Origin of the sequence: Fructobacillus fructosus KCTC 3544 (genome assembly GCF_001438695.1) — a bacterium.
GTDB lineage: Bacteria > Bacillota > Bacilli > Lactobacillales > Lactobacillaceae > Fructobacillus > Fructobacillus fructosus.
This window is the reverse complement of sequence record NZ_JQBH01000001.1, coordinates 3248-26215: the sequence shown is the minus strand read 5'-3', so window position 1 is coordinate 26215 and position 22968 is coordinate 3248. Positions and strand designations below refer to the sequence as shown.

Genomic DNA, 22968 nt, shown 5'->3' with positions numbered 1-22968 from the left:
AATGGTACAAGCAAAGAACCAAGCCCTTATTGACCTTGTTCAACCAATTATTGATGAACAAGGGCTACTATTATGGGATTTGTCCATTAAGAAGGTTGCTGGACAAAAAACCGTTGAGCTGCTTGTGGATTTGCCAGCGCATGAAAACATTTCAATGGCACAAATCACGACTTTTACACAGGCAGTCAACGAAGCACTTGACGGAGCAGCTGTTGACCCTGTACCGGGTGAGTACATGTTAGACATCGCCTCACCTGGAATGGATCGGGCGTTAAACGAACCCTGGCACTTTGCCTGGGCTAAAGAAGCCGGCGATCCAATTACCATTGCGCTTTTTGCCGCTAAAGACGGGCAGAAGAAGTGGACCGGTCTGATTAAAGCAGTCGATGAGAAACAGTTAGTTCTGACCGTCGACGGTGAAGACAAGTCATTTTCCTGGGATGAGATTGCCAAGGCAGTCGTTTCAATTTAATTTTGTTTAATTAACAGTGGAGTGAGTACATGAGTAAAGAACTAGTACAGGCCCTAGATGCCTTAGAACAAGAACGAGGGATTGATCGCGAAGTTGTGGTTGAGGCTTTGGAAAACGCCTTAAAGGCTGCCTACAAGAAGCAGTACAACGCCAACCAAAACGTTGAAGCGACTTTCGACGATAAGAAGGGCAAGATGACCATTAAGCAGGTGAAAACCGTTGTGCTTGACGACGACCTCTTGGATCCGGATACTGAAATTTCGTTGACGGATGCTCAGGCAATCAATAAGGCCTACGAACCCGGTGATGAAATTCGTTTTGATGTAACGCCTAAAGACTTTGGTCGAATGGCCGCACAAGCTGCTAAGCAGGTTATCGTGCAGAAGATGCGTGAGGCGACTCGTCAGGCTGTTTATAACCGTTACAAGGACTACGAAGGCGAAATCATTACCGGAGAAGTTGAACGTCAGGATAGCCGTTTCTTGTACGTCATGTTGCCTGGTAAGCAAGAAGCCGTTATGACTCCTGGTGACCAGATGCCAACGGAGCACTACCGGATGCGCGACCGTATCAAGGTCTTAGTTTCAAAGGTCGATGATTCACTGAAGGGACCGCAAATCTTCGTGTCACGGACAGCACCTGGCTTGGTTAAGCGACTTTTCGAGCAGGAAGTACCAGAAGTGTACGATGGAACGGTGGAGATCGTTTCCGTTGCTCGTGAAGCGGGTGACCGTTCAAAGATTGCCGTCTACACGCACGATGCCGACTTGGATCCCGTTGGGGCCCTTGTTGGACAGCGTGGTGCCCGTGTCCAAGCCGTGGTAACGGAACTTGGTGGTGAGCATATGGATATCGTGGAATGGGTGGAAGACGAAGCGCAATACATTGCCAATGCCTTAAACCCGGCCGAAGTGACGGATGTTATTTTCGACCCTGAAAATGATCAAGCTGTGACGGTGATTGTACCTGACGACCAGTTGTCATTGGCAATCGGTAAGAAGGGGCAAAATGCCCGTTTGGCTGCTCGTTTAACCGGTGTTAAGATTGACATCAAGCCTGAATCGGAAGCGGCTGATCTTGCCGTTTCGATGGATGAAGCTTCGGACGATGCGTTTGATGACGCAGCAAACGATGCGGAAGACACAAACTTAGATGACAGTGTTGATGCCATGGTCGACGATAGCGAAAACCCTGAAATTTAATTTTTGGAGGTGCCTCATGAAGACACGGAAAATTCCAATGCGAAAGGACATCGTTTCTGGTGAGATGGTGCCAAAGAAAGAACTCGTTCGGGTTGTCCGAAATAAGGAGGGGGAGGTCTCCCTTGACCCAACGGGAAAGAAAAACGGCCGTGGGGCTTATATCGCTTTAGACCGTGAAATTGCTAAGAAGGCCCAGCAACAAAAGGTTTTCGAAAAGGCATTTTCACAAGCGATTGATCCAGCCTTTTACGAGGAACTGTACGCCTACGTCGATCACCAACAAGCACGAAAAGAGCTGTTTGAAAATGATGCCGACTAAAGAATTGAGTCAACTCCTGGGTTTGGCACGACGAGCCAATAAGCTCGTGTTAGGGTCTGGCCCAACGCTAAAAGCCATCCAGAATCAGACGGCAAAAGTTGTCTTCTTTCCAAAAGATGGTGGCACTAGTCAGCATAAAAAATTTTCAGACAAAAGTCAGTATTACGGTGCCCAATATATTGACACCTTAACGAGAGATGAAATTAGTCAAGCAATCGGGTTGAACCGATCGGTTCTGGCTGTTTCAGACGCTGGCTTTGCTAAAAAAATCAATCAACTACTTGAAGAAAAGGAGCGGAATTAATGGCAGAAGAAAAGAAATTCTCCGGTTCAAACCGCAAAACCCGCAAGATGGCAGTACCTGAACGAAAGGAATTGCCAGCATCGCAACGACGCCATGCGGCCAAGTTATCAGATGGTGCGGCAAAGCCAGCATCACCAGCGCGTCCACGTCCAAAGTCAAATGGGCCACGAACTGAACATAATGGTCACAACGGACAAAACCGTCAACAGGGTGCTAATAATAACGGACGTCCTGGACAAGGTGGCGGCTCACGCCGTCCAAATAACCGTTCCAACAACAGCACGGGTCGTCCAATGATTCGTGAAAAGAAATCATGGTCAACAAAGCCACGTGAAGGCCAGATTAATTACTCCGCAAAGAAGGATGATTCTTTGAAGGAGTACGTTGCTGAAAACAAGCGTGCCAAGGTGGAAGCACAAAAGAAGGCCGAACAAAAGGTCGCAAAGAAGGCAGCGGCTAAACCGGCAGCCAAGCCTGCAGCAAGTACGACCGCTAAACCTGCGGCTGGTAATGGTGCTGGTCGTTTCGGTGGTTCACTGGCTTCTGGAAACAATTCCGCCCGTAACAACACGCGTAAGCGAAACACAAACGGGACTGGTCAGCAAACGCCACGCCGTAATGACAAGCCACACGGTTCAAAGAAAGCTCGTCGTATTGCGGCAAAGCAAGCGCCAAAGAAGGCACCAACGGTTCGTAAGGAACAGCCATTGCCAGAAGTACTGGAATACAAGGTTGGCATGAACGTGCAGGACCTTTCAAAACTCTTGCACCGTGACACGGCTGAAATTATCAAGAAGCTTTTCTTGCTTGGAATCGTTACGAACCAAAACCAATCGTTGGACGAAGATACCATCGAAATTTTGGCGGCTGACTACGGTATCGAAGCTAAGCAGAAGGAAGAAGAAGACTTGGCTGACATCGACCGCTTCTTCGACGATGAAAAAGTCAATGAAGAGAACTTGGAGCCACGTGCACCAGTTGTGACCATCATGGGACACGTTGACCATGGTAAGACGACTTTGTTGGATTACTTGCGTAAGACGAACGTTACGGAAGGTGAAGCTGGTGGAATCACACAGCACATCGGGGCTTATCAAGCTCGCTTGGATGGTCGTTTGATTACCTTCTTGGATACCCCTGGTCACGCGGCCTTTACTGAAATGCGTGCCCGTGGTGCCAACGTTACCGACATTACGGTTCTGGTTGTTGCCGCCGATGATGGTGTTCAACCACAGACGATTGAAGCGATCAACCACGCCAAAGCTGCTGGAACGCCAGTTATTGTAGCCGTGAATAAGATTGATAAGGAAGGGGCAAACCCTGACCAAGTCATGAACCAATTGATGGCTTACGACTTGGTACCTGAAGAATATGGTGGTTCAACCATCTTCGTTAAGATTTCGGCTAAGTTCGGACAAAACGTTGACCAATTGCTTGAAATGATTTTGCTTGAAGCTGATGTTTTGGAATTGAAGGCTGACCCAACAGTGCCAGCCCGTGGTTCCGTTATTGAAGCTCGTTTGGATAAGGGTCGTGGACCAGTTTCAACGGTCTTGGTTCAACAGGGAACGCTTCATGTTGGGGACCCCGTGGTTGTTGGAAACACTTATGGTCGTATTCGTACGATGCAAAATGAAAATGGTCAGGACTTGGATGAAGCCAAGCCAGCAACACCTGTTCAAATCACTGGTTTGAACGCAGTGCCAGCTGCTGGTGACCGTTTCGTGGTGATGGCTGACGAAAAGTCCGCCCGTGCCGCTGGTGAAGAACGTGAAAAGCGTGCTCGTGAAGAAGTTCGCAATTCATCATCTGTTGTTACTTTGGATACGCTCTTTAACACAATGGCTGAAAAGGCCATGAAGACGGTGCCAGTTGTTGTGAAGGCCGACGTTCAGGGTTCTGTTGAAGCCTTGGTTGGTTCATTGAAGAAGATTGAAGTCGACGGTGTTCGTGTGGACGTTGTCCACGCCGCCGTTGGTGCCATTAACGAATCCGACGTTTCCCTTGCGGAAGCTTCTGGAGCCTTGATCATCGGATTCAACGTTCGCCCAACGCCGTTTGCAAAGAACCAGGCCTCGGCTGACCACATCGACATGCGCTTCTACTCCGTTATCTATGACGCCATTGATGACGTGACGGCAGCCATGAAGGGTCAACTTGAACCTGTCTACGAAGAAAAGATTATCGGACAAATCGTTGTTAAGGAGCTCTTTAAGTTCTCTAAGGTTGGAACGATTGCCGGTGCCACGGTTGAAGAAGGTAAGATTACCAAGGACTCAAAGGTCCGCATCGTTCGTGATGGTACAGTGATCTACGATGGTGAATTGGCATCCTTGCAACGCGGTAAGGATGCTGTCAACGAAGTCAAGTTCGGTTACGACTTTGGATTTACAGTTAACAAGTTTAACGACATTAAGCCTGGCGATGAGGTCGAAGCCTACGTCATGGAAGAAGTTAAGCCTAAGTAATTTTTCAGGAGGTAGCGATGGCAAATGCACAACGCGCTGGGCGTTTGGCCCAGGAAATTCAAAAAGATGTGTCTGATTTGCTTTTGAAGCGGGTCAACGATCCACGGGTTCAAGACGTCACGGTGACTTCCGTTGATGTTTCCGGTGACTTGCAGATCGCTAACATCTACTATTCCATTCTTTCGGATTTGGCTTCTGATCGTAAGAAGGCTCAGGCCGGCTTGGAAGCGGCTTCTGGACTGATTCGGCGTGAACTCGGTTCACGTTTGACGGTTTATAAAATTCCAGAAATCCACTTTATTTTGGATAATTCGATTCAATATGGTGATCATATCGAATCCTTGATTCGGGATTTGCACCGTAAAGAGGGAAAATAATTAGCTGAAAAGAGCAACACAAAGAGTGTTGCTCTTTTCTTTTGGTTTCAACATGAATATTTTTCACTTAAAAAGTCCATACTTTCATCTTTTTCACCTTTAAATGGTAAAGTCGAAAGTGTAGACTAAACATAACGATTTCCACAATTTGTTCTCGAAAGGATAGAGTCCATGACCCAGCCATTAAACCCCCTTGTTACCGAACTTGAACCAGATCGCATTTTGACTTTTCAAAAGTCACTGAGCAACTACTCTGATTTAGTTTATTTAACTTTTGGTGAACCAGGCTTTGCTAGTCCGAAAGCGGTTAAGGAGGCGACAAAGAAGGCTATTGATGATGATCGCTCCCACTATGGCAACTCACAGGGCGAACTGGCATTACGTCAGGCAGCCCTGGCTTATTTGAAGGACCGCTACCAACTAAACTATCCAAGCATCGACAATTTAATTATGACGGCTGGGGTTACGGAAGGCATTCAGGCGATTTTTAAGACGCTGCTCACAGCTGGAGATGGCTTGTTGATACCGGATCCGGCTTATGGTTCATATTTTGCCGCGCTGTCTTTGGCGGGGGGTGTCGCTCTGCCAATCAACACGGCAAAGGCCGACTTTAAATTGACACCTGCCTTAGTCGATGAAGTGATTGCGAGTGCGACCGTTCCGGTTCGTGCCATCTTGTTCAACTATCCAAACAATCCAACTGGTGTGAGCTATTCATTAGCGGAACTACAGGCGTTGGCTGACTGTTTTGAACGGCACGATTTGTGGGTGATTTCGGATGAAATCTATGCAGAGCTAACCTATGAAGGGCACCATCAATCAATGGGAAAGTTACTGCCTGAGCGGTCGATTGTTGTGAATGGCTTATCCAAGTCCCATGCCATGACGGGCTACCGGCTTGGGTTGATTGCTGGTCCCTTAGCGCTCATTGAAGAAATCCAGAAGGTTCATGGTTCGTCGGTTTTTTCCCTGCCGACTTTTGTACAAGATGGAGCGGTAGCCGCTTTTAAAATGGACAGAGACGAACTGGCCTATATGATTGATGGTTATCGAGAACGCCGTGACTTTGCAAAAAAGGAACTGGAAGAATTGGGCTTTGAAGTGGTTTCTCCAAGGGGAGCGTTCTACCTTTATGCGAAATTGCCGGATAAAGTCAACTTGGACGCCCAGGACTTTGCTTTGGATTTAGCAAAGAACGGCGGCGTTGCAATTATTCCTGGAACGGCTTTTTCCCTCTTTGACGAGGCGAAGCGCTACGTTCGGTTGTCCTATGCTGCTGATATGGCAACACTAAAAGCTGGTTTAGCACGGTTGAAAAAATATTTATCCAAGCAAAAAGATTAAAAAATGAGTAAAGATGGGTATCTTTACTCATTTTTCTTTCATAATCATCTTTTGTTTTTAGTCTGACTGCGTTAAAATATAACTAAAATGTTGTTAGTTAAACGAAAGAAGGCCGTTTATGTCAAGTGAGATTCCAGCTTTAAATCCTGAAGTAACCGAAATTCCTGCTGATAAGCTCCTGGGCTTCCAAGCAAGTATTCAGGGCATTGATGATTTAGTTTATTTAACCTTTGGGGAACCAGGCTTTGACACGCCGGAGGCGGTTAAACAGGCAACGATTAAGGGAATTGAAGATAACCATTCACATTACGGCGATTCACAAGGAACCCCCGCGTTGCGCCAAGCGGTTTTGGATTATATGAAGGACCGCTACAACCTTGATTATGCTTCCATTAATCAGGTGATTGTGACATCAGGTGTCACCGAGGGCATCTTTGCGATTTTCAAAGCCCTCCTGTCAACCGGTGATGGAATTTTGATTCCGGATCCAGCCTTCGGTTCTTACTTTTCTTCGATTGCCATGGCGGGCGGCAAGGCCATTTCAGTCGATACGTCAAAGACTGGCTTTAAGCTGACTCCTGAATTGGTGGCGACGTCCATTAAAAATGCAACAGTACCTGTGAAGGCCGTTTTGTTCAACTATCCAAGTAACCCAACGGGTGTAACTTATACGAGAAAAGAACTGGAGGCTTTGGCCCAAGCATTTGAAAAAGCTGGTATTTGGGTAATTTCAGACGAAATTTACTCCGAATTGACCTATGGTCAAAACCACGTGTCCATTGGTGAATTTTTACCCGAACGGGCCATCGTGGTGAACGGTCTGTCAAAGTCCCATGCGATGACTGGCTATCGAGTTGGTTTCGTCTTGGCACCGGAAGACGTTGCCGCTCAAATTCAAAAGGTTCATGCAACCTTGGTTTATGCCATTCCAACCTTTGTTTATGATGGTGCGTTGGCTGCTTTACAAATGCCTAAAGAAGCGCTGAAGCCAATGATTGATACTTATCAAAAGCGCCGTGACATGGCGGTCCAAGTGTTGCGTCATTTGGGCTTTGATGTCTTGTCGCCCGATGGGGCTTTCTATATCTTTGCGAAGTTACCAGCAGACATCGAAGAAGATGGTTGGACTTTCGCTGAAAAGTTAGCAAAGGATGGCAAAGTCGGGGTAATCCCTGGCGAAGCCTTCTCCCAGTTTGATGGAGCAAAGAACTACCTGCGGCTATCCTATGCTGGCGACACCGACCAGTTGAAGGAAGGACTGAAACGCATTCAAGCATACATTGAAAAGCGCCGGGCAAACCGGTAAAATAAAAGCCGACGATTTCACGATGAATGACCGGCTTTTTTGGTTGATTGAAAGGCGAAGGACATGACCAAGCAAACGAGTAATTTAAACGGCTTATTAGTGGTAAACAAACCAAAGAACATGACTTCCTTCGGTGTCGTGGCTCGATTACGACGAATTTCCGGGCAGCGGAAAATCGGCCATGCCGGTACGTTAGATCCGAATGTTGACGGCGTTTTGGTTGTGGCTTTAGGGAAGGCCACAAAGCTCATTGATCTTTTGCAAAGTCGGCCGAAAACCTATACCGGGACCGTCACCTTTGGCTTTGCCACCGAAAGTCAGGATGCGGATGGAGCCGTTGTTGCAAAAGAGCCGCTGACAGAAGCCATCGATGGAGAAAAATTAGCAGCGGCTTTTCAGAGTCTAGAAGGTGATATCATTCAAATTCCACCGATTTATTCGGCCGTTAAGGTGAAAGGAAAGCGCCTGTACGAATATGCTCGAGCCGGTGAAACGGTGGAACTTCCTGAGCGAGCGGCCACCATTTATCATTTTAAGCCGACTTCGTCTTTAAGATGGGTGGCTAATCAGCCCTATCAAGCCATCGACTTTGAAGCAACGGTTTCGAAGGGCACGTATATTCGAACGCTTGCTTATGATTTGGGGCAGAAGCTTGGTTTACCGGCAACGATGACTTCTTTAACCCGACAGTCAGGATCCGGCTTTTCAATTGATGAAGCAACGGACTTAGCTGAATTAATGACACTTGATGAAAGCGGAATTGAGAAAAAGTTAAAGCCAATTGCTGACGTTTTACCCTATGAACGACGGGAACTAACGGACGAAGAGTTTACCTGGGCAAAGAATGGTCGCAAGATTAGTAGCTGGCCTAAAAATCAGGATGGGTATTATCAGTTACATTACCAAGGAAAGTTAGTGGCAGTGTATGCCTATTCCGATGAGGAAGCACTTTGGCGTTCCCGCTATTATTTCCTATAAGAAAACGTGTATAATCAAAAACATGACAGAGTTAACGAAGCTTCACTATCCATTGGATAACAATTTGAAAGTCACCGAGCCCCAAGTGCTTGTGATGGGCTACTTTGATGGTGTGCATTTGGGCCATCAGGCAGTGATTAAAAGAGCAAAGGAAGAAGCTGACCGGCTTGGCCTACCGCTGGCCGTGCTGACGTATACTCCTTATCCCGGTCTTGTCTTTCAAAAGCTTCCGCTACCTTGGCACGATTTAACACCACTAGATGAAAAGGTAGCGCTACTTTCAAAATTAGGTGTGGCACGTGTTTATTGCCTGAACCTGACTTCAATGTTGTCAGAGTTGGAACCGCAAAGCTTTGTAGACGAAGTGCTCATGCCACTTTCACCAAGAGTGGTGGTAGCTGGTTATGACCACCTGTATGGTGCTCGTGATAAGCAGGCGGACATGGCGCACCTATCAAACTACGCTAGGAATCGATTTGACGTGGTGACAGTCGCAAAGACGGCTTTAGCTGGTCAGAATCATAAAATCGCTTCGCGTGACATTCGGGCTGCCTTGGCCGATGGGGACCTGGACTTTGTTAAGGCAAGTCTTGGCCGTCATCACGAAACGTCGGGCGTAGTGGTTCATGGCGATGCGAGAGGGCGGACGTTAGGCTTTCCCACCATTAACATTTGGACACCGGAGCAAGAGTCTCTGCCGGCCATCGGTGTTTATGTTGTTTCTGTGACAATCTTAGGCCAACAGGTGATGGGAATGGCGTCGATTGGCCGTAACGTGACTTTTGGTAAGGACCGACCGGTAACTGTTGAAATTAACTTACTGGACTTTGACCAAGCCGTCTACGGGGAGCCGGTCCGTGTGAAGTGGTTGCAACGGCTGCGTGGGGAAGTGGCTTTTGAGTCGGCCGAAGCACTGATTGAGCAACTGGAACGAGATCGACAAGATACCAGAAATTATTTTGAAAAAGACTAGTCTGAGGACTGGTCTTTTTTTAGGTATTATTTTTAACACTCACATATAATTACAATTAGCAGTCAGATAAAAAGAGTGCTAAAAGGGGTTGCATTCTTGAAAATCATCTGTATAATAAGAATTAGCAGTTGAGGTAATCGAGTGCTAATTGAAGAAAGGCGGTGATTGGGTGTTAACTGAAAGGCAACAGCGGATACTCGCTGCAATCATTTACCAGTACACGCAAACCGCCCATGCTGTCGGTTCGAAGACGTTGCACGACGAATTAGATTTAGATGTATCGCCTGCGACGATTCGAAATGAGATGTCTAGTCTTGAGTCGGCTGATTTGATTAAGAAGTTACATACTTCTGCTGGTCGAATTCCTTCGTTGGAGGGTTATCGTTATTACTTAGATCATCTAATGGGTAGCGATACCGTTTCAAGTGAAGAGATTCAGTCGGTGGCTCGGCAAATTCGAGGAAACTTCCATGAATTAGACGAGCTCCTGGACCAAACGGCCAAGCTCTTGGCGAAAGAAACAGGGTTAACGGCTTTGGTGTTAAAGCCTAAGCCAATTAATCTGAAGATTTCTTCCTTTCAGCTCATTCCGATGGAGAACCGGCAAGTGATTGCCGTGCTTGCTACATCGGATGGCAAGGTCACTTCACAGACTTTCCGATTGCCGAAGGAATTGCCGCTTGAATCGCTGTCGAGCATGGTGGCTTACATCAATGCTTCGATGGTGGGCCGACCGGTTCACGAAGTTCTTTCCCTAATGACTTCGGAGCAGTTGCCGGTTTTGCTCTCGCGAAACATTGAGAGTCCGGCGGCTTTCCTTCAGTTGTTTGGGGACGTCTTAGCCCGCTCGGTGGAAGAAACGGTTCACCTTGGTGGTCGCTTTAACCTACTGGAAGTGGCTGACGACGCGTATCTTGATGTCAAAGCTGCTCGTAAAATCTTGGAGCTCTTTGATTCCCCAGATGCGGTTCGGCACTTAGCCAAGGCTGAGAGTGGTCGTGTCAACATTCGCTTGGGTGATGAGTTACACACGCCCGTCTTAAATGACTTTGCCATGTTGGCGACGGCCTTTACCGTGGGTCAGGATAACAGTGGTGTGATTGCCTTGGTTGGTCCGATGCGAATGCCTTATGCACAACTATCAAAGTTGCTCCTGGCATTTGCTCAAGCACTCGACTCAAAGCTAATTGAATACGAAGCATAAAAGGAGGCTCTTGTGGCCAAGAAAGATCAAGAACAGCAAATCGATGAACAAGAAATCCTTGAAGAGGAAAAGGCTCAGGATTTCGCTGGTGAAAATCCAGAAAAGGTTCAAGATGACTCAAAGCAGGAAGATGAAACGAATCCGCTTGACGAGTTAAAGAAGCAGTTGGCTGACAAAGACGATGCCTTACTTCGTGCGCAAGCTGAGATTCAAAACATTCAGACGCGTAACGCCCGTGAGATGGCCAACGTTCGCAAGTACGATGGCCAGAAATTGGCAACTGCCATTTTACCGGTCGTTGATAACTTAGAGCGTGCCTTGGCTGTTGATGCAGGCGACGACGAAAAAGTCGCCCAGGTCCACAAGGGTGTTCAAATTACCCTGAAGACTTTGAAGGCGGCCCTAACTGAAAACGGGATTGTTGAAGTTGGCCAGGTTGGCGACGACTTTGACCCACAGACGATGCAGGGTGTTCAAACGGTGCCCGCGGAAGGTGAGTTGAAGGCCGACCAGGTTGCTTCTGTTCTGCAAAAGGGCTACATGCTTCATGATCGGGTGATTCGTCCGGCCATGGTAGCGGTTGCTCAGTAAGTGAACTTACATAATTGAAAACATGGTGACTCAGCGTTTGACGCACCACACCGAAAAAAGCTAAAAATGTTGATTAAAAATCAAAGGAGTATCGATACATGTCAAAGATTATTGGAATTGATTTAGGAACGACGAACTCTGCTGTTGCTGTTTTGGAAGGTGGTAAGCCAAAGATTATCACCAACCCTGATGGTGGTCGGACAACACCTTCTGTTGTCTCATTTAAGAACGGGGAAACCCAAGTTGGTGACGTGGCCAAGCGTCAGGCCATCACGAACCCGGACACGATTTCATCAATCAAGTCACACATGGGTGAGGCTGGTTACAAAGTTAAGGTTGGCGACAAGGAATACACGCCACAAGAAATCTCAGCCATGATTTTGCAATACATCAAGGGCTATGCCGAAGATTACTTAGGTGAAAAAGTCAATCAGGCCGTTATCACGGTACCTGCTTACTTTAACGATGCCCAGCGTCAAGCAACCAAGGATGCTGGTAAGATTGCCGGATTGAAGGTAGAACGTATCATCAACGAGCCAACGGCCGCTGCTTTGGCTTATGGTTTGGACAAGTTGGACAAGGATGAAAAGATTCTTGTTTACGATTTGGGTGGTGGAACCTTTGATGTTTCTGTCCTCGAATTGGGTGACGGGGTCTTCGAAGTTTTGTCAACGAACGGTGACACGCACCTTGGTGGTGATAACTTTGATGAAAAGATTATCGACTACTTGGCTGACGAATTTAAGAAGGAAAACGGCATTGATTTAAAGCAAGATAAGTTGGCCTTGCAACGTTTGAAGGATGCTGCCGAAGCTGCTAAGAAGACCTTGTCTTCTGCAACGGAAGCACAAATTGACTTGCCATTTATCGCTTCTGGTGATCAAGGACCTTTGCACTTGCAAACGTCTTTGACTCGTGCAAAGTTCAACGAATTGACGGCTGACTTGGTTAAGAAGGCGGAACAACCTGTCTTGAACGCCTTGAAGGATGCTGGCTTGTCATTTAATGACATCGATGAAGTTATCTTGAACGGTGGTTCAACTCGTATCCCAGCTGTTCAAGAATCAGTTAAGAAGTTGACCGGTAAGGAACCTAACCACTCAATCAACCCTGATGAAGCCGTTGCCCTTGGTGCCGCTGTTCAAGGTGGTGTGATTACTGGTGACGTTAAAGACGTTGTCCTCTTGGATGTTACGCCATTGTCACTTGGTATCGAAACGATGGGTGGTGTCTTCACGAAGTTGATCGACCGTAACACGACGATCCCTACGTCAAAGTCACAGGTCTTCTCAACGGCCGCTGATAATCAACCAGCAGTTGATATCCACGTCTTGCAAGGTGAGCGTTCAATGGCTGCCGACAACAAGACCTTGGGACGCTTCCAGTTGGCTGACATTCCTGCAGCCCCACGTGGTGTTCCTCAGATCGAAGTGACCTTCGATATTGACCGTAACGGTATCGTCAACGTTTCTGCTAAGGACCTTGGTACTCAGAAGGAACAAAAAATCACCATCCAAGCTGCCGGTGGTTTGTCTGACGAAGAAATCGAAAAGATGATGAACGACGCCAAGGCAAACGAAGAAGCCGACAACAAGAAGAAGGAAGCTGTCGAAACGCGCAACAACGCGGATCAATTGATTTTCCAGACGGAAAAGACTTTGGAAGAAGTTGGCGACAAGTTGTCTGAAGAAGACACAAAGCCAACAAAGGAGGCTTTGGAAGCCTTGAAGAAGGCCAAAGAAGATGCCAAGGACGAAAACGCCGACTTAACAGATTTGAAGGACAAGTCTGATGCCTTGTCAAAGGTTGCACAAGAATTGGCTGCAAAGCTTTACCAACAGGCACAACAAGCACAAGGTGGTGCTGCTGGCCAAGAAGCTGGTCAAGGACAAGCAAAGGATGACAACACGGTTGACGGTGACTTCGAAGAAGTCAACGATGACGACAAGAAGTAATTCGACTTTTTAGTCCAGCTTTTCAATACAAAAACAGGCTAGGGGAACCTAGCCTGTTGTACATACTAAGAAATAAAGGAGCTGCTTGTGAATAATACGGAATTTTATGATCGACTCGGCGTTTCAAAGGACGCCAGCCAAGACGAAATCAAAAAGGCTTACCGGAAATTGTCCAAGAAGTACCACCCCGATTTGAACCATGAGCCTGGGGCTGAGGATAAGTATAAGGAAGTTCAAGAGGCTTGGGAAACCTTAGGTGACCCACAAAAGCGTCAGCAATATGATCAATTTGGTTCAGCTGGTGCTAACGGGCAAGGTGGCTTTGGCGGCTTCGGTGGCGCACAAGGTGGTTTCGGCGGTGACTTCTCCGACTTGGGTGATATTTTCTCGCAAATGTTCGGCGGTGGTTTCCAGCAGGATCCAAACGCGCCGCGCAAGGGCCGTGACTTGCAGTACCGGATGCACTTGACTTTTGAAGAGGCTATTTTTGGTACCGAAAAGCACGTGAAGTACACGCAATCCCAAGGGGATGCTAAGCAACACGAAGTTAAGGTTAAGGTGCCGGCCGGAGTTGAAACCGGCCAGCAGATGCGCTTAGCAGGTCAGGGTGAAGCCGGTGTAAACGGTGGCCCTCATGGGGACCTCTTCGTGGTCTTCACAGTTGGCGCTTCAAAGGAAGGCTTCGAACGTGATGGGGCTGATATCTATGTTCAACAGGATATCGACTTCTTGACAGCCACGCTGGGTGCAGAGATTCCAGTGAAGACGGTCCACGGTGATGTGAAGTTGAAGGTGCCTGCTGGTACCCAAAACGGTCGCCGCTTCCGTTTGGCCGGTAAGGGAGCACCGCGCCTCCACGGCTCAGGCTTTGGAAGTGAGTTCGTGATTATCAACGTTGTTGTGCCAACGAAGTTGAATAAGGGACAAAAGATTGCCCTTGAAGAATTTGCCAAGGCTTCTGGTAAGTCAGCGGCGAAAAAGGGCATGTTTAAGTAAACATTATGAATAAAAGCAGGTCGAGTGTTTTACTCGGCCTGCTTTTTAGACTTGATCTGCTGGATTGCTTGTATTACTTGACTTCTGGGGCTCCTTTCCAAACGGCGATTTCGCCCGTGCCACTCTTATTGTCGATATAGTCGGCAACGTTCTTTGATTGGTAGGCTTTGACGAATTTTTTGATGGCCTGACTGTTCTTTTTAGCCTTCGTCGTGGCAATGATGTTGATGCCATCATGTTGGCTCTTATCGATTGGACGAACATAGATGGCAGACTTGATGGATCGACCAGAACCAACAATGAAGCTTGGGTCAACAGAGGCTAAGTCAACTTCAGGTAGCACCCGAACGAGTTGATCAGTGCCAACTTCTTTGAATTGTAAGTTCTTAGGGTTGTCGGTAATATCTTTCAAAGTCGGATCCTTCACACCGTCAGCGATTTTAATCAGACCGGCTGCTTGAAGAAGGAGCAGTGTTCGTCCTTGTGTAATCTTTGAATTTGAAATGGCGACAGTGCCACCATTTGGAATTTCACTCAGTTTCTTGTGCTTGTCAGAATAAAGACGACCGGCAACGATGATGGTTTCCCCAACTGGGACGATGTCCGACTTATGTGTCTTATTCCAGTCGTTTAAGAAAATGTAGTGCTGAAAGGCGTTCACGTCGATGTCTCCGGAGGTCAATGCGGCGTTAGGCTGCGTGTAGTCGGTGAAGGTTTTGATTTTAAGATTCAAACCTTCTTTCTTTGCATTGGCTTTAATGATTTTCCATTGTTCATCCGTTCGCTTGTCGCCAGCCATAATTCCAACGGTTAGGGTTTCTTCCTTAGCGCTAGCTTCGTGACGACCAAAACTGAAGTAGCCAATGCCAAGTAAAATGATGAGGGCGATGACCCATTTAAGTGATTTTTTCATGTTTTCTCTCCATTTTATGATTATTCGTTCAATTGGTTGTGAACCAATTTGGCGGGTCTTTAACGGAACGGGCTGTCCGTATTTTCATTTTGTTTTCTCCTTTGCGGCATAAAAAAAGTCCCGTAGTCAAAAGACTACGGGACGATTGGATCGCGTTACCACCCTGGTTTTGTCTAACATCACTGGTAGACACTTAACAAGTACGTCAATAAAGAGATACTCTAACGCGGTAACGGGCGCACCCGAAGTTGGCTAATTGCGGACAACTCACCAACTTATTGAACTCCGAGACCATTTTCGTCTTCTAAGCATGTCGGACTTTCACCAAAATATCCGCTCTCTAATGCATGCCGCTGAAAATTACTTATCTCATCAACGTATCTGATGTCTAAAACAATACCTAGTGAATCATTTTTTGTCAATAGTTTTTATCATTTTATTTTAATATTTGTCATAAATTAATCAAAAAAGGACTCGCAAGAGTCCTTTTTTATTAAACATACTTTGTTTCATCATCAACATGCCATGGGTCAGCCTTATCGATGTGGTCGTAATATAACTTGCCATGGAGGTGATCAATTTCGTGCTGGAAGACAATCGCAGGGTAATTGCGAAGGGTAATTTCCTTTGTTTCGCCATTTTCATCTTGGTAGCGAACCTTGATTTTCTTCGAACGGGGAACAAAGCCGGGTACGTCTTGGTCAACTGACAGGCATCCTTCACCCGTTTCAAGGGCAGTCCGGCCAACCGTTTCTGAAATAATCACGGGGTTGAAGATAACGCCCTTGAAGTAGGGCTGATCGTCTTCTTCGGCGGGATCCTCAGAAGGGATTAAAATTGCGCTCATTTGAAGTGATTCACCAACTTGATTGGCAGCTAGGCCAACACCTGGACGAAGTCCATAGGGTTCGTTTTTTTCGGGGTCTTGTGAGACAACTAAGTAGGTCATCATGTCCTTTGCCAACTGACGGTGTTCGTCAGAAAGCGGGAAGGGTACTTTTTCGGCTGTTTTCCGCAGGACCGGATCGCCATCCTTTGTAATTTTTTCCATTGTAAAGCGGATCGTCATGGGCATCGCCACCTTTCTTTTCGTACTTTCCAGTATAGCAAAAAATCAGGAGATTGTGCATGGTCTTCTCTTTGACTTTTTAATGCTCAATTCCTAGCAATCAAGGGGGTTCCTTGTTAAACTAAAGAGGTAAAAGTCGAGTAAATGGGAGGCCAATATGGCAGATAACTATCAGTTACCAATTGACGGCAATTGGGATGTCCAAGACATGGTTGCCGTTTCGAACCTAGTTGATGCTGTTTTACAAGTGTATGAGGGTGGCTGTGATCGAAACCTGCTCTTGGAAAACCACCGACAGTTTTGCGAAGTGATTCCTTCCAAATCAGAACAGAAGAAGTTTGACCGTGATTTTGAAGAGCAGACCGGTCGTTCCATTTATCAGACAATGAAGCTAACCAAAGACGGCAATAGCCGGGTGATTGTCCGTGATTAAGTTAAGTGATAAAAACCAATTAATCAAATTGGATGAACAGGTGTCTTCCTGGATGAAACGTTTGGCCCAGCAAACGAAGGAAGAACGGCAAAGACAGGCACCGGATGTTTCGTATAAAAATGGCGACCGGAGAAACCTAGTGACGGACTTGGACCGGGCCAATCAACGAGTTTTGATTGAGAAGGTTCAAAGCCTGGATCCCGAGGCTCGCTTCGTCTGTGAAGAGGCTGGTGAACGACGGGCAACCACGATGGCCGGGCAGGTCTGGTTCATCGATCCAATTGACGGGACTTTGAACTTTGTTTTGGAGGACCGTGACTACGCCATCATGATGGCTTTATATCAGGATGGGGAACCGGTTCTAGGGTGGATTTGTGATGTCCCGGCTGGCCGACTTTTTCACGGGGGCAAGCAAACGGGTGTCTACATGGATAGTCAGGAACTGCCAGTGGTGAAAAACCAATCACTGAGGGATGCCGTTGTCATCGTTTCAGGGAGGCGATTGGTTGTGGGGGAGAAGCCCTATGGTGAAATGGCTTTACAGGCTCGTGCCGTGCGTGTTATCGGTTCCGCCGGCATTTCCTTTACCAGACTATTTACTGGTTCAGCGCAGGCTTATTTATCGAAACTATCTCCCTGGGATTTAGCAGCGGGTCGCGCACTGGCAGAAGGGTTGGGTTATCAAGTAAAAAACCTTGACGGAAGCCTTCCAAATATGCTATTATCAAACTCAGTATTAATCGCTACAAACGAGATTCATCGCGAAATCAGCAAGATGGCAAAAGACTAGGGGACTTCCTCCTAGTCTTTCTTGTGAGTAGCTAAGTAAAAGGAGCACAAGAAATTGGCAAAACTTCGCGAAGATATTCGTAACATCGCTATCATCGCCCACGTCGATCACGGAAAGACGACGTTGGTGAACGAATTGTTGAAGCAGTCCGACACTATGGACGCCCGTAAGGAAGCATCCTTGGGCGACCGTGCCATGGACACGAACGACATTGAAAAGGAACGTGGAATCACGATCCTGTCAAAGAACACGGCTGTCCGTGTCGGCGACAAGCAAATTAACATTTTGGACACCCCAGGTCACGCCGACTTTGGTGGAGAAGTTGAACGTATCATGGGAATGGTTGACGGTGTTCTCTTGGTTGTCGACGCCTTTGAAGGAACGATGCCACAGACTCGTTTCGTTTTGAAGAAGGCCTTCGAACAACACTTGACGCCAATCGTTATCGTGAACAAGGTGGACCGTCCTGGTGCCCGTCCTTCAGAAGTTGTGGACGAAGTGTTGGACTTGTTCATCGAATTGGGTGCTGACGAAGATGACTTGGACTTCCCAGTTATCTTTGCTTCTGCCATGAACGGAACAACGTCATTGGATCCAGAAGTTGACACGCAAGAACACACAATGAAGCCAATCTTTGATACGGTCTTCGAAACGATTCCTGCTCCCGTTGACAACTCAGACGAACCTTTGCAGTTCCAAGTGGCCATGTTGGATTACAACGACTTCGTTGGTCGTATCGGTATCGGACGTGTTAAGCGTGGAACCATCAAAGTTGGTGACAACGTGACCGTTATGAAGTTGGACGGTACGACACAGGACTTCCGTGTTACGAAGTTGGCTGGTTTCATTGGTTTGGACCAGGTTGACATCCAAGAAGCCAAGGCCGGTGACTTGATTGCCGTTTCTGGTATGGAAGACATCAACGTTGGTGAAACGGTTGTTGATCCTGCTCATCCTGAAGCATTGCCTTTGCTTCGTATTGATGAACCAACGTTGCAAATGACTTTCCGTCAAAACGACAGCCCCTTTGCTGGTCGTGAAGGAAAGTTCGTGACGGCTCGTCAAATTGAAGATCGTTTGCACCGCGAATTGCACACGGATGTGTCATTGCGTGTTGAAGACATGCCAACTGCTGGAACATGGCTTGTTTCTGGTCGTGGTGAATTGCACTTGTCAATCTTGATTGAAAACATGCGTCGTGAAGGCTTCGAATTGCAAGCTTCACGTCCACAGGTTATCTTCCGTGACATCGATGGTGTGAAGTCTGAACCATACGAATCCGTTCAAATCGATACACCTGATGAATATGCTTCATCAGTTATTGACTCTTTGAACCAACGTAAGGGTGAAATGCAAAACATGGAATCCGTTGGGAACGGCCAGACTCGTTTGACTTATATGGCCCCATCACGTGGTTTGATTGGTTATTCAACGGAATTCATGACGGCAACGCACGGTTATGGAATCTACAACCACACTTATGCAGAATACCGTCCAATGGTTAAGAACTGGGCGCCAGGTCGTCGTAACGGTGCCTTGGTTTCAATCAACCAGGGACAAACTACCAACTACGCCATCATGGGTGTGGAAGACCGTGGTCAAATGTTCGTCGGTGCTGGTGTTGACGTGTATGAAGGTATGGTTGTGGGTATGAACGCCCGTGATAACGATATCTCAGTTAACGTTACGAAGATGAAGCCACAGTCTAACGTTCGTTCATCGAACAAGGATCAAACGGCTTCAATCAAGACGCCACGCGAAATGAACTTGGAAGCTTCTCTGGAATTCTTGAACGACGATGAATACGTTGAAGTAACGCCAGAAAACGTTCGTATCCGTAAGGCTATCTTGAACACTGGTGAGCGTGAAAAGGCTGCTAAGCGCAAGAATAAGTAATTAAATTTAAACCTTGTCTGCCCGCTTTTACTTATGGTAAAATTCTAGGGCGGACTTATGGAGATATGGCACAATCTGGTACTGCAGCGGACTCGAAATCCGTCGAGCCGTCGTATGGCGGTGTGCGGGTTCAAATCCCGCTATCTCCTTGAGACATTTCAAGAGAGGTCAAGAGGGCTCAAAAAGCCTGGTCTTGACCTCTTTTTGTTTTTTAGGGTTGCTATGAATTGCTATAGATTGCAAGCAAAATAACACATTTTTAACACATTTTTTTATAGCGGGGATGCTATCAAGGACGGCCTTTGTGCCGTCTTTTATTTTGCAAAATAACACATTTTTAGTACAAATACGCTGAATTGGAGTTGACGCCTTTATCTGCGGTACTGATTTGGTACTTTAGGATCTAACAAAGACAATCAAGAAAGTCTGCCAGTTGTGGCAGAAAATGAATCATCCCCCAATTGTCCAGTAGTGGACAACAAACAACAGGCGTACTTAAAAGTACACCCGTTATATTTGCGGTGTGGTTACATCCACACACCTATTGACCTCCGTGTTTTCAAACACGCTGGTGCACCGAATCAGTGCGTCAGGTAAGTCCTGTATAATTGTCTTAAAAGTCTTTGTGGGGGATGACATGAACAAAAGGGAAATACTCCGAGAATACTTTACAGGTTGCAATGGTTGGACGTTGGAGAACATCGAACAATTAAAACGGGCAGGCTTTAATAATCGTTTTGCAGAAGAAAACTGTAACTTTTGGGAAGAAATACATCGGACGCTTGACCCGTATGTGGCCACCCTACCGTCTGAAATCGTACAAATGCAACACGACCACTACAAGTACCGTAAACCTTTTGGCGAGTATTACAACATAGTAGCGCCTACTGCCGTGATACAAGAGGTCAACAACGAGCTGAACAGGTTGGCCAAGTCGATCAAGTTATCAGAAAGAGCCAAGGGCGGTAAATTGATTATGATGAAGCAGTATTAGATCCACAAGCCTTATTTATATCACTTAAATAAATACGCCATATAAAGCCCGTATAGGCTTTTTAATTTTCTGCAGTATGATTGGGCGTAGATATAATAAAAAACAAAACATACACCCGCGCCTGTCTGTTTGATGACGATATGTGTATGCTCTCTTAAATAATCAAGATAGGGGGGCGGTGATTTGCCGACTCCTTTGCCAAAAGTGGCGAAAACAAAAAGGAGTGTCCAAAATAGACACCCCTTTGACAACATTAGTTGCAACTACACTTGTATTTTTTCTAAAGTGTTCGAACCTGAACCGAGGTAGAGTCGGTACAGATAACAGTTAAACAACAGGCGTTGCATAGATTGGAAGAGGTGGCAAGACACAACCCCTTTACTTTTTGCCAGAAGTGGCAGAAACGCTAAACATCCTCAAAAAGATTAAAGGTGTCTGCATATTGCTGACAGCTCAACGACCTAGATTAAATCTAGGACGACATAGGGGAATAATGAAACGTGATGCCCTAAGTTGAACTTAGACCGTTCCCCAGTAGTGGGGAAGCATTGCCAAAAATGGCAACGTTACAAAGTAGCAAGTATGTAACGGGGATGGTTACACCTTGAATAGCGGGCAATGATTAACTATATAGCGACTATACCAATTTATCTTTTACGCTTATTTGACCGTCACTGACCGTCAAGAGACGTCAAAACGATTAAAAAATAGCTTTACATTTTGTATGACTTCCTTGTATTATTTATTTATAGATAGGTGTAGGAACGATGTTTTTTATACCTTTACTTTGTTTCTGGCAACAGTAACGTATAAGGGGGGTTGCTATGATTATTGATAACAAGCATGTTGTTTTTGATTTAGATAACAAGGCACAAGCTGAACAGTACCGTAAGATCTTCCACCCTACACAGGTTGAACAAGAAAAAAATGTAGCTAAGATTAAGGCTAGCTTTGCTAAATCTGATGAGGGTGTAAAGCGCTTTAAGAATTGGTAGAAAATGAAACAATTAGGATTTAAAGTATGTTCTAAAAAGACATATACGCTAGCCATTAGTTATGATGACATGTTTAAAGTGTATGAATAAGAAAAGCCTTACTCAAACGAGTAGGGCTATTTTTGTGCTGATGAACCTAACAAAACCTAATATGAAAACCTGTTAAAACCTATGCCTATACGATCAAGAACGCACTTAAATAGTGTTGCAACGTTGCAAAAGGTTGCACCCTAAAAGTTACAGGGTTGCAAGCTTATAACGGTTGATATAATAACGATAGTAGACTAAAGAGTTTTAAAAAGTGTGCAACAAGGTTGCAAAATTTGCTTATTGATTTAGACATAAATTAAGGGTTGCAATGCAAAAGGTCACAAGCTATCCAAAACTAAATATCAAGGAACTAGACTTTAGCAAACATCCCCGTGCTCATCTTGTTAAATGGCAAGGTCACAAGATAGCTTTAGCAACAACTAAACCTAATTATGGCGGTGTACGGTATTGGTTTGTTTGTCCTTACTGTGAGAAGCGAAAAGGCGCATTGTATCAAGTAAGGCGGGCAGTGATATGCCGAGTATGTGCGGGGTTGTATTATGTTGCTCAAGATAACAAGGCCAGACGCAACATGTTCGATAAAATCATGGCATTACACGATAAACAGCTAAATCTTATTAACAATCTAGACTCAGGTTTGTATAACAGTTATGTGGGCTTAGGCCATCTATTAGCCTGTGATCTAGCTTATAGACTGTACATTACACCAAAACGGCCGAAGGGAATGCACTGGGCTACATACGCTAGGAAGCTAGAGCAGATTGACCGTATAAGTATGCAGTTAGCTGATATATACGAACTCTACCAGCAGAGAAGAGAAGCGCATGACAAGGCCATTAAAGCGCAATGGTCGGAAGCAATAAGAGTACATGGTAAAAAGGTGTATGAAAAAGATTAACAAGGTCACACCTAAAAAGTTACAAACCACATCCCCAAAATAGGGCAGTGGTTTATAGTATTTTGTAGTAATTGAGTACATCCCAAAAATAAAAAGCCTACTTGTCTGAGTAGGCTAATTACATAGTTTATGAATGGTCTCGTTTTGCAATGATGGAATAGGTGGGCATCCATGGACCTGTCCACCATCCAGATACACCGTATGTTTTAGCTTCTATGACTTCAAGCCCCAAGCTAGAGAGCGCGTCTGTGTATTCTTTTTTGTGATGGCCAGTGTCTACAATGATTAGAGAACCATTGTCAGTAAGAACACGTACAGCTTCTTCTAGTGCATGTACTCTTGCGGAAGCCGGCTTTATATTGTGGAAGGCTAAACTTGATACGACATAGTCATACTTTTTATCTGCAAAAGGAAGGCTGATCATGTTCGCCGTTTTCACG

At 46.0% G+C, this 22968-nt stretch carries 23 protein-coding genes, 1 tRNA gene and 1 other annotated feature; of the genes, 21 read left to right on the top strand and 3 right to left on the bottom strand.

The genetic code is table 11. The features are described from left to right. Position 1: 1 nt before the first annotated feature. The 14 genes from IV71_RS00150 (at position 2) to IV71_RS00085 (ending at position 14489) form a co-directional block, all read left to right on the top strand. On the top strand, positions 2 to 472 hold the full coding sequence (locus IV71_RS00150) for a ribosome maturation factor RimP (protein WP_010692066.1): 471 nt from the start codon (positions 2 to 4) through the stop codon (positions 470 to 472). 29 nt (positions 473 to 501) lie between these two features. Beyond that, a complete protein-coding gene (gene nusA, locus IV71_RS00145) occupies positions 502 to 1674 on the top strand; it encodes a transcription termination factor NusA (protein WP_010692067.1) in 1173 nt (390 codons plus the stop codon). A 16-nt stretch (positions 1675 to 1690) separates the two neighbouring features. Continuing rightward, entirely contained in the window at positions 1691 to 1993 is a 303-nt protein-coding gene (rnpM, locus tag IV71_RS00140; RefSeq protein WP_010692068.1) for an RNase P modulator RnpM, read from the top strand. Continuing rightward, positions 1980 to 2297: a L7Ae/L30e/S12e/Gadd45 family ribosomal protein gene (locus IV71_RS00135; protein ID WP_010692069.1), complete on the top strand. Its 318-nt coding sequence runs from the start codon at positions 1980 to 1982 to the stop codon at positions 2295 to 2297. Before rnpM ends, IV71_RS00135 begins: the two co-directional genes overlap by 14 nt. Continuing rightward, positions 2297 to 4765 (top strand): translation initiation factor IF-2, encoded by a 2469-nt coding sequence (infB, locus tag IV71_RS00130; RefSeq protein WP_010692070.1) that lies wholly within the window; start codon positions 2297 to 2299, stop codon positions 4763 to 4765. The genes IV71_RS00135 and infB overlap by 1 nt, the downstream gene beginning before the upstream one ends. Before the next feature lie 17 nt (positions 4766 to 4782). Continuing rightward, positions 4783 to 5142: a 30S ribosome-binding factor RbfA gene (gene rbfA / locus IV71_RS00125; RefSeq protein WP_010692071.1), complete on the top strand. Its 360-nt coding sequence runs from the start codon at positions 4783 to 4785 to the stop codon at positions 5140 to 5142. A gap of 171 nt (positions 5143 to 5313) precedes the next feature. Continuing rightward, positions 5314 to 6486 (top strand): aminotransferase class I/II-fold pyridoxal phosphate-dependent enzyme, encoded by a 1173-nt coding sequence (locus IV71_RS00120; protein ID WP_010692072.1) that lies wholly within the window; start codon positions 5314 to 5316, stop codon positions 6484 to 6486. Positions 6487 to 6604: 118 nt separating this feature from the next. Continuing rightward, positions 6605 to 7792 (top strand): aminotransferase class I/II-fold pyridoxal phosphate-dependent enzyme, encoded by a 1188-nt coding sequence (locus tag IV71_RS00115; protein ID WP_010692073.1) that lies wholly within the window; start codon positions 6605 to 6607, stop codon positions 7790 to 7792. A 63-nt stretch (positions 7793 to 7855) separates the two neighbouring features. Next, positions 7856 to 8770, top strand: coding sequence for a tRNA pseudouridine(55) synthase TruB (truB, locus tag IV71_RS00110; protein ID WP_010692074.1), 915 nt, complete (start codon positions 7856 to 7858; stop codon positions 8768 to 8770). A gap of 22 nt (positions 8771 to 8792) precedes the next feature. Continuing rightward, positions 8793 to 9743 (top strand): riboflavin biosynthesis protein RibF, encoded by a 951-nt coding sequence (ribF, locus tag IV71_RS00105; protein ID WP_010692075.1) that lies wholly within the window; start codon positions 8793 to 8795, stop codon positions 9741 to 9743. A 169-nt stretch (positions 9744 to 9912) separates the two neighbouring features. Then, positions 9913 to 10947 carry a heat-inducible transcriptional repressor HrcA gene (gene hrcA / locus IV71_RS00100; protein ID WP_010692076.1) on the top strand — a complete coding sequence of 345 codons (1035 nt, stop codon included), beginning with the start codon at positions 9913 to 9915 and terminating at the stop codon, positions 10945 to 10947. Between the two features lie 12 nt (positions 10948 to 10959). Next, on the top strand, positions 10960 to 11538 hold the full coding sequence (gene grpE, locus IV71_RS00095; protein WP_010692078.1) for a nucleotide exchange factor GrpE: 579 nt from the start codon (positions 10960 to 10962) through the stop codon (positions 11536 to 11538). Between the two features lie 98 nt (positions 11539 to 11636). Continuing rightward, a complete protein-coding gene (gene dnaK, locus IV71_RS00090) occupies positions 11637 to 13493 on the top strand; it encodes a molecular chaperone DnaK (protein ID WP_010692079.1) in 1857 nt (618 codons plus the stop codon). Positions 13494 to 13580: 87 nt separating this feature from the next. Further along, positions 13581 to 14489 carry a DnaJ C-terminal domain-containing protein gene (locus tag IV71_RS00085; RefSeq protein ID WP_010692080.1) on the top strand — a complete coding sequence of 303 codons (909 nt, stop codon included), beginning with the start codon at positions 13581 to 13583 and terminating at the stop codon, positions 14487 to 14489. Positions 14490 to 14562: 73 nt separating this feature from the next. Here the strand turns inward: IV71_RS00085 and IV71_RS00080 are convergent, their stop codons facing one another. Together IV71_RS00080 and def are read right to left on the bottom strand one after the other, a co-directional pair. Further along, the gene (locus IV71_RS00080) at positions 14563 to 15402 is read right to left on the bottom strand and encodes a MetQ/NlpA family ABC transporter substrate-binding protein (protein WP_010692081.1); all 840 of its coding nucleotides are present in this window, start codon (positions 15400 to 15402) and stop codon (positions 14563 to 14565) included. Between the two features lie 134 nt (positions 15403 to 15536). Then, positions 15537 to 15787, bottom strand: a binding site (T-box leader). Between the two features lie 108 nt (positions 15788 to 15895). After that, positions 15896 to 16471, bottom strand: a complete 576-nt coding sequence (def, locus tag IV71_RS00075; protein ID WP_010692082.1) for a peptide deformylase — start codon at positions 16469 to 16471, stop codon at positions 15896 to 15898. Positions 16472 to 16628: 157 nt separating this feature from the next. Here def and IV71_RS00070 point away from each other — a divergent pair, with 157 nt between their 5' ends. The 7 genes from IV71_RS00070 to IV71_RS00045 all read left to right on the top strand — a co-directional run bounded on the left by IV71_RS00070 (position 16629) and on the right by IV71_RS00045 (position 22528). After that, on the top strand, positions 16629 to 16904 hold the full coding sequence (locus tag IV71_RS00070; protein WP_010692083.1) for a UPF0223 family protein: 276 nt from the start codon (positions 16629 to 16631) through the stop codon (positions 16902 to 16904). Then, positions 16897 to 17694 (top strand): inositol monophosphatase family protein, encoded by a 798-nt coding sequence (locus IV71_RS00065; protein ID WP_010692084.1) that lies wholly within the window; start codon positions 16897 to 16899, stop codon positions 17692 to 17694. The genes IV71_RS00070 and IV71_RS00065 overlap by 8 nt, the downstream gene beginning before the upstream one ends. Positions 17695 to 17748: 54 nt before the next feature. Further along, positions 17749 to 19590: a translational GTPase TypA gene (typA, locus tag IV71_RS00060; RefSeq protein WP_010692085.1), complete on the top strand. Its 1842-nt coding sequence runs from the start codon at positions 17749 to 17751 to the stop codon at positions 19588 to 19590. Between the two features lie 59 nt (positions 19591 to 19649). Continuing rightward, positions 19650 to 19739: transfer RNA gene (locus tag IV71_RS00055), tRNA-Ser, on the top strand. Positions 19740 to 20227: 488 nt separating this feature from the next. Next, positions 20228 to 20584 carry a hypothetical protein gene (locus IV71_RS00050; protein WP_010692086.1) on the top strand — a complete coding sequence of 119 codons (357 nt, stop codon included), beginning with the start codon at positions 20228 to 20230 and terminating at the stop codon, positions 20582 to 20584. A gap of 824 nt (positions 20585 to 21408) precedes the next feature. Further along, on the top strand, positions 21409 to 21579 hold the full coding sequence (locus IV71_RS07870) for a hypothetical protein (protein WP_010692087.1): 171 nt from the start codon (positions 21409 to 21411) through the stop codon (positions 21577 to 21579). Between the two features lie 358 nt (positions 21580 to 21937). Beyond that, positions 21938 to 22528, top strand: a complete 591-nt coding sequence (locus tag IV71_RS00045) for a hypothetical protein (protein WP_010692088.1) — start codon at positions 21938 to 21940, stop codon at positions 22526 to 22528. 127 nt (positions 22529 to 22655) lie between these two features. Here IV71_RS00045 and IV71_RS00040 read toward each other — a convergent pair. Next, on the bottom strand, positions 22656 to 22968 hold a 313-nt coding region (locus IV71_RS00040; protein ID WP_156405634.1), incomplete at its 5' end, for a class I SAM-dependent methyltransferase.

What these genes read in the sequence shown, in the direction of transcription:
- IV71_RS00050 (WP_010692086.1), top strand. Translation starts at nt 20,228, where the DNA reads ATGAACAAAAGGGAAATACTCCGAGAATACTTTACAGGTTGCAATGGT.
- ribF (WP_010692075.1), top strand. Translation starts at nt 8,793, where the DNA reads ATGACAGAGTTAACGAAGCTTCACTATCCATTGGATAACAATTTGAAA.
- IV71_RS00115 (WP_010692073.1), top strand. Translation starts at nt 6,605, where the DNA reads ATGTCAAGTGAGATTCCAGCTTTAAATCCTGAAGTAACCGAAATTCCT.
- IV71_RS00070 (WP_010692083.1), top strand. Translation starts at nt 16,629, where the DNA reads ATGGCAGATAACTATCAGTTACCAATTGACGGCAATTGGGATGTCCAA.
- def (WP_010692082.1), bottom strand. Translation starts at nt 16,471, where the DNA reads ATGACGATCCGCTTTACAATGGAAAAAATTACAAAGGATGGCGATCCG.
- IV71_RS00135 (WP_010692069.1), top strand. Translation starts at nt 1,980, where the DNA reads ATGATGCCGACTAAAGAATTGAGTCAACTCCTGGGTTTGGCACGACGA.
- IV71_RS00120 (WP_010692072.1), top strand. Translation starts at nt 5,314, where the DNA reads ATGACCCAGCCATTAAACCCCCTTGTTACCGAACTTGAACCAGATCGC.
- IV71_RS00080 (WP_010692081.1), bottom strand. Translation starts at nt 15,402, where the DNA reads ATGAAAAAATCACTTAAATGGGTCATCGCCCTCATCATTTTACTTGGC.
- truB (WP_010692074.1), top strand. Translation starts at nt 7,856, where the DNA reads ATGACCAAGCAAACGAGTAATTTAAACGGCTTATTAGTGGTAAACAAA.
- IV71_RS07870 (WP_010692087.1), top strand. Translation starts at nt 21,409, where the DNA reads ATGATTATTGATAACAAGCATGTTGTTTTTGATTTAGATAACAAGGCA.
- dnaK (WP_010692079.1), top strand. Translation starts at nt 11,637, where the DNA reads ATGTCAAAGATTATTGGAATTGATTTAGGAACGACGAACTCTGCTGTT.
- rnpM (WP_010692068.1), top strand. Translation starts at nt 1,691, where the DNA reads ATGAAGACACGGAAAATTCCAATGCGAAAGGACATCGTTTCTGGTGAG.
- IV71_RS00150 (WP_010692066.1), top strand. Translation starts at nt 2, where the DNA reads ATGGTACAAGCAAAGAACCAAGCCCTTATTGACCTTGTTCAACCAATT.
- nusA (WP_010692067.1), top strand. Translation starts at nt 502, where the DNA reads ATGAGTAAAGAACTAGTACAGGCCCTAGATGCCTTAGAACAAGAACGA.
- rbfA (WP_010692071.1), top strand. Translation starts at nt 4,783, where the DNA reads ATGGCAAATGCACAACGCGCTGGGCGTTTGGCCCAGGAAATTCAAAAA.
- IV71_RS00045 (WP_010692088.1), top strand. Translation starts at nt 21,938, where the DNA reads ATGCAAAAGGTCACAAGCTATCCAAAACTAAATATCAAGGAACTAGAC.
- infB (WP_010692070.1), top strand. Translation starts at nt 2,297, where the DNA reads ATGGCAGAAGAAAAGAAATTCTCCGGTTCAAACCGCAAAACCCGCAAG.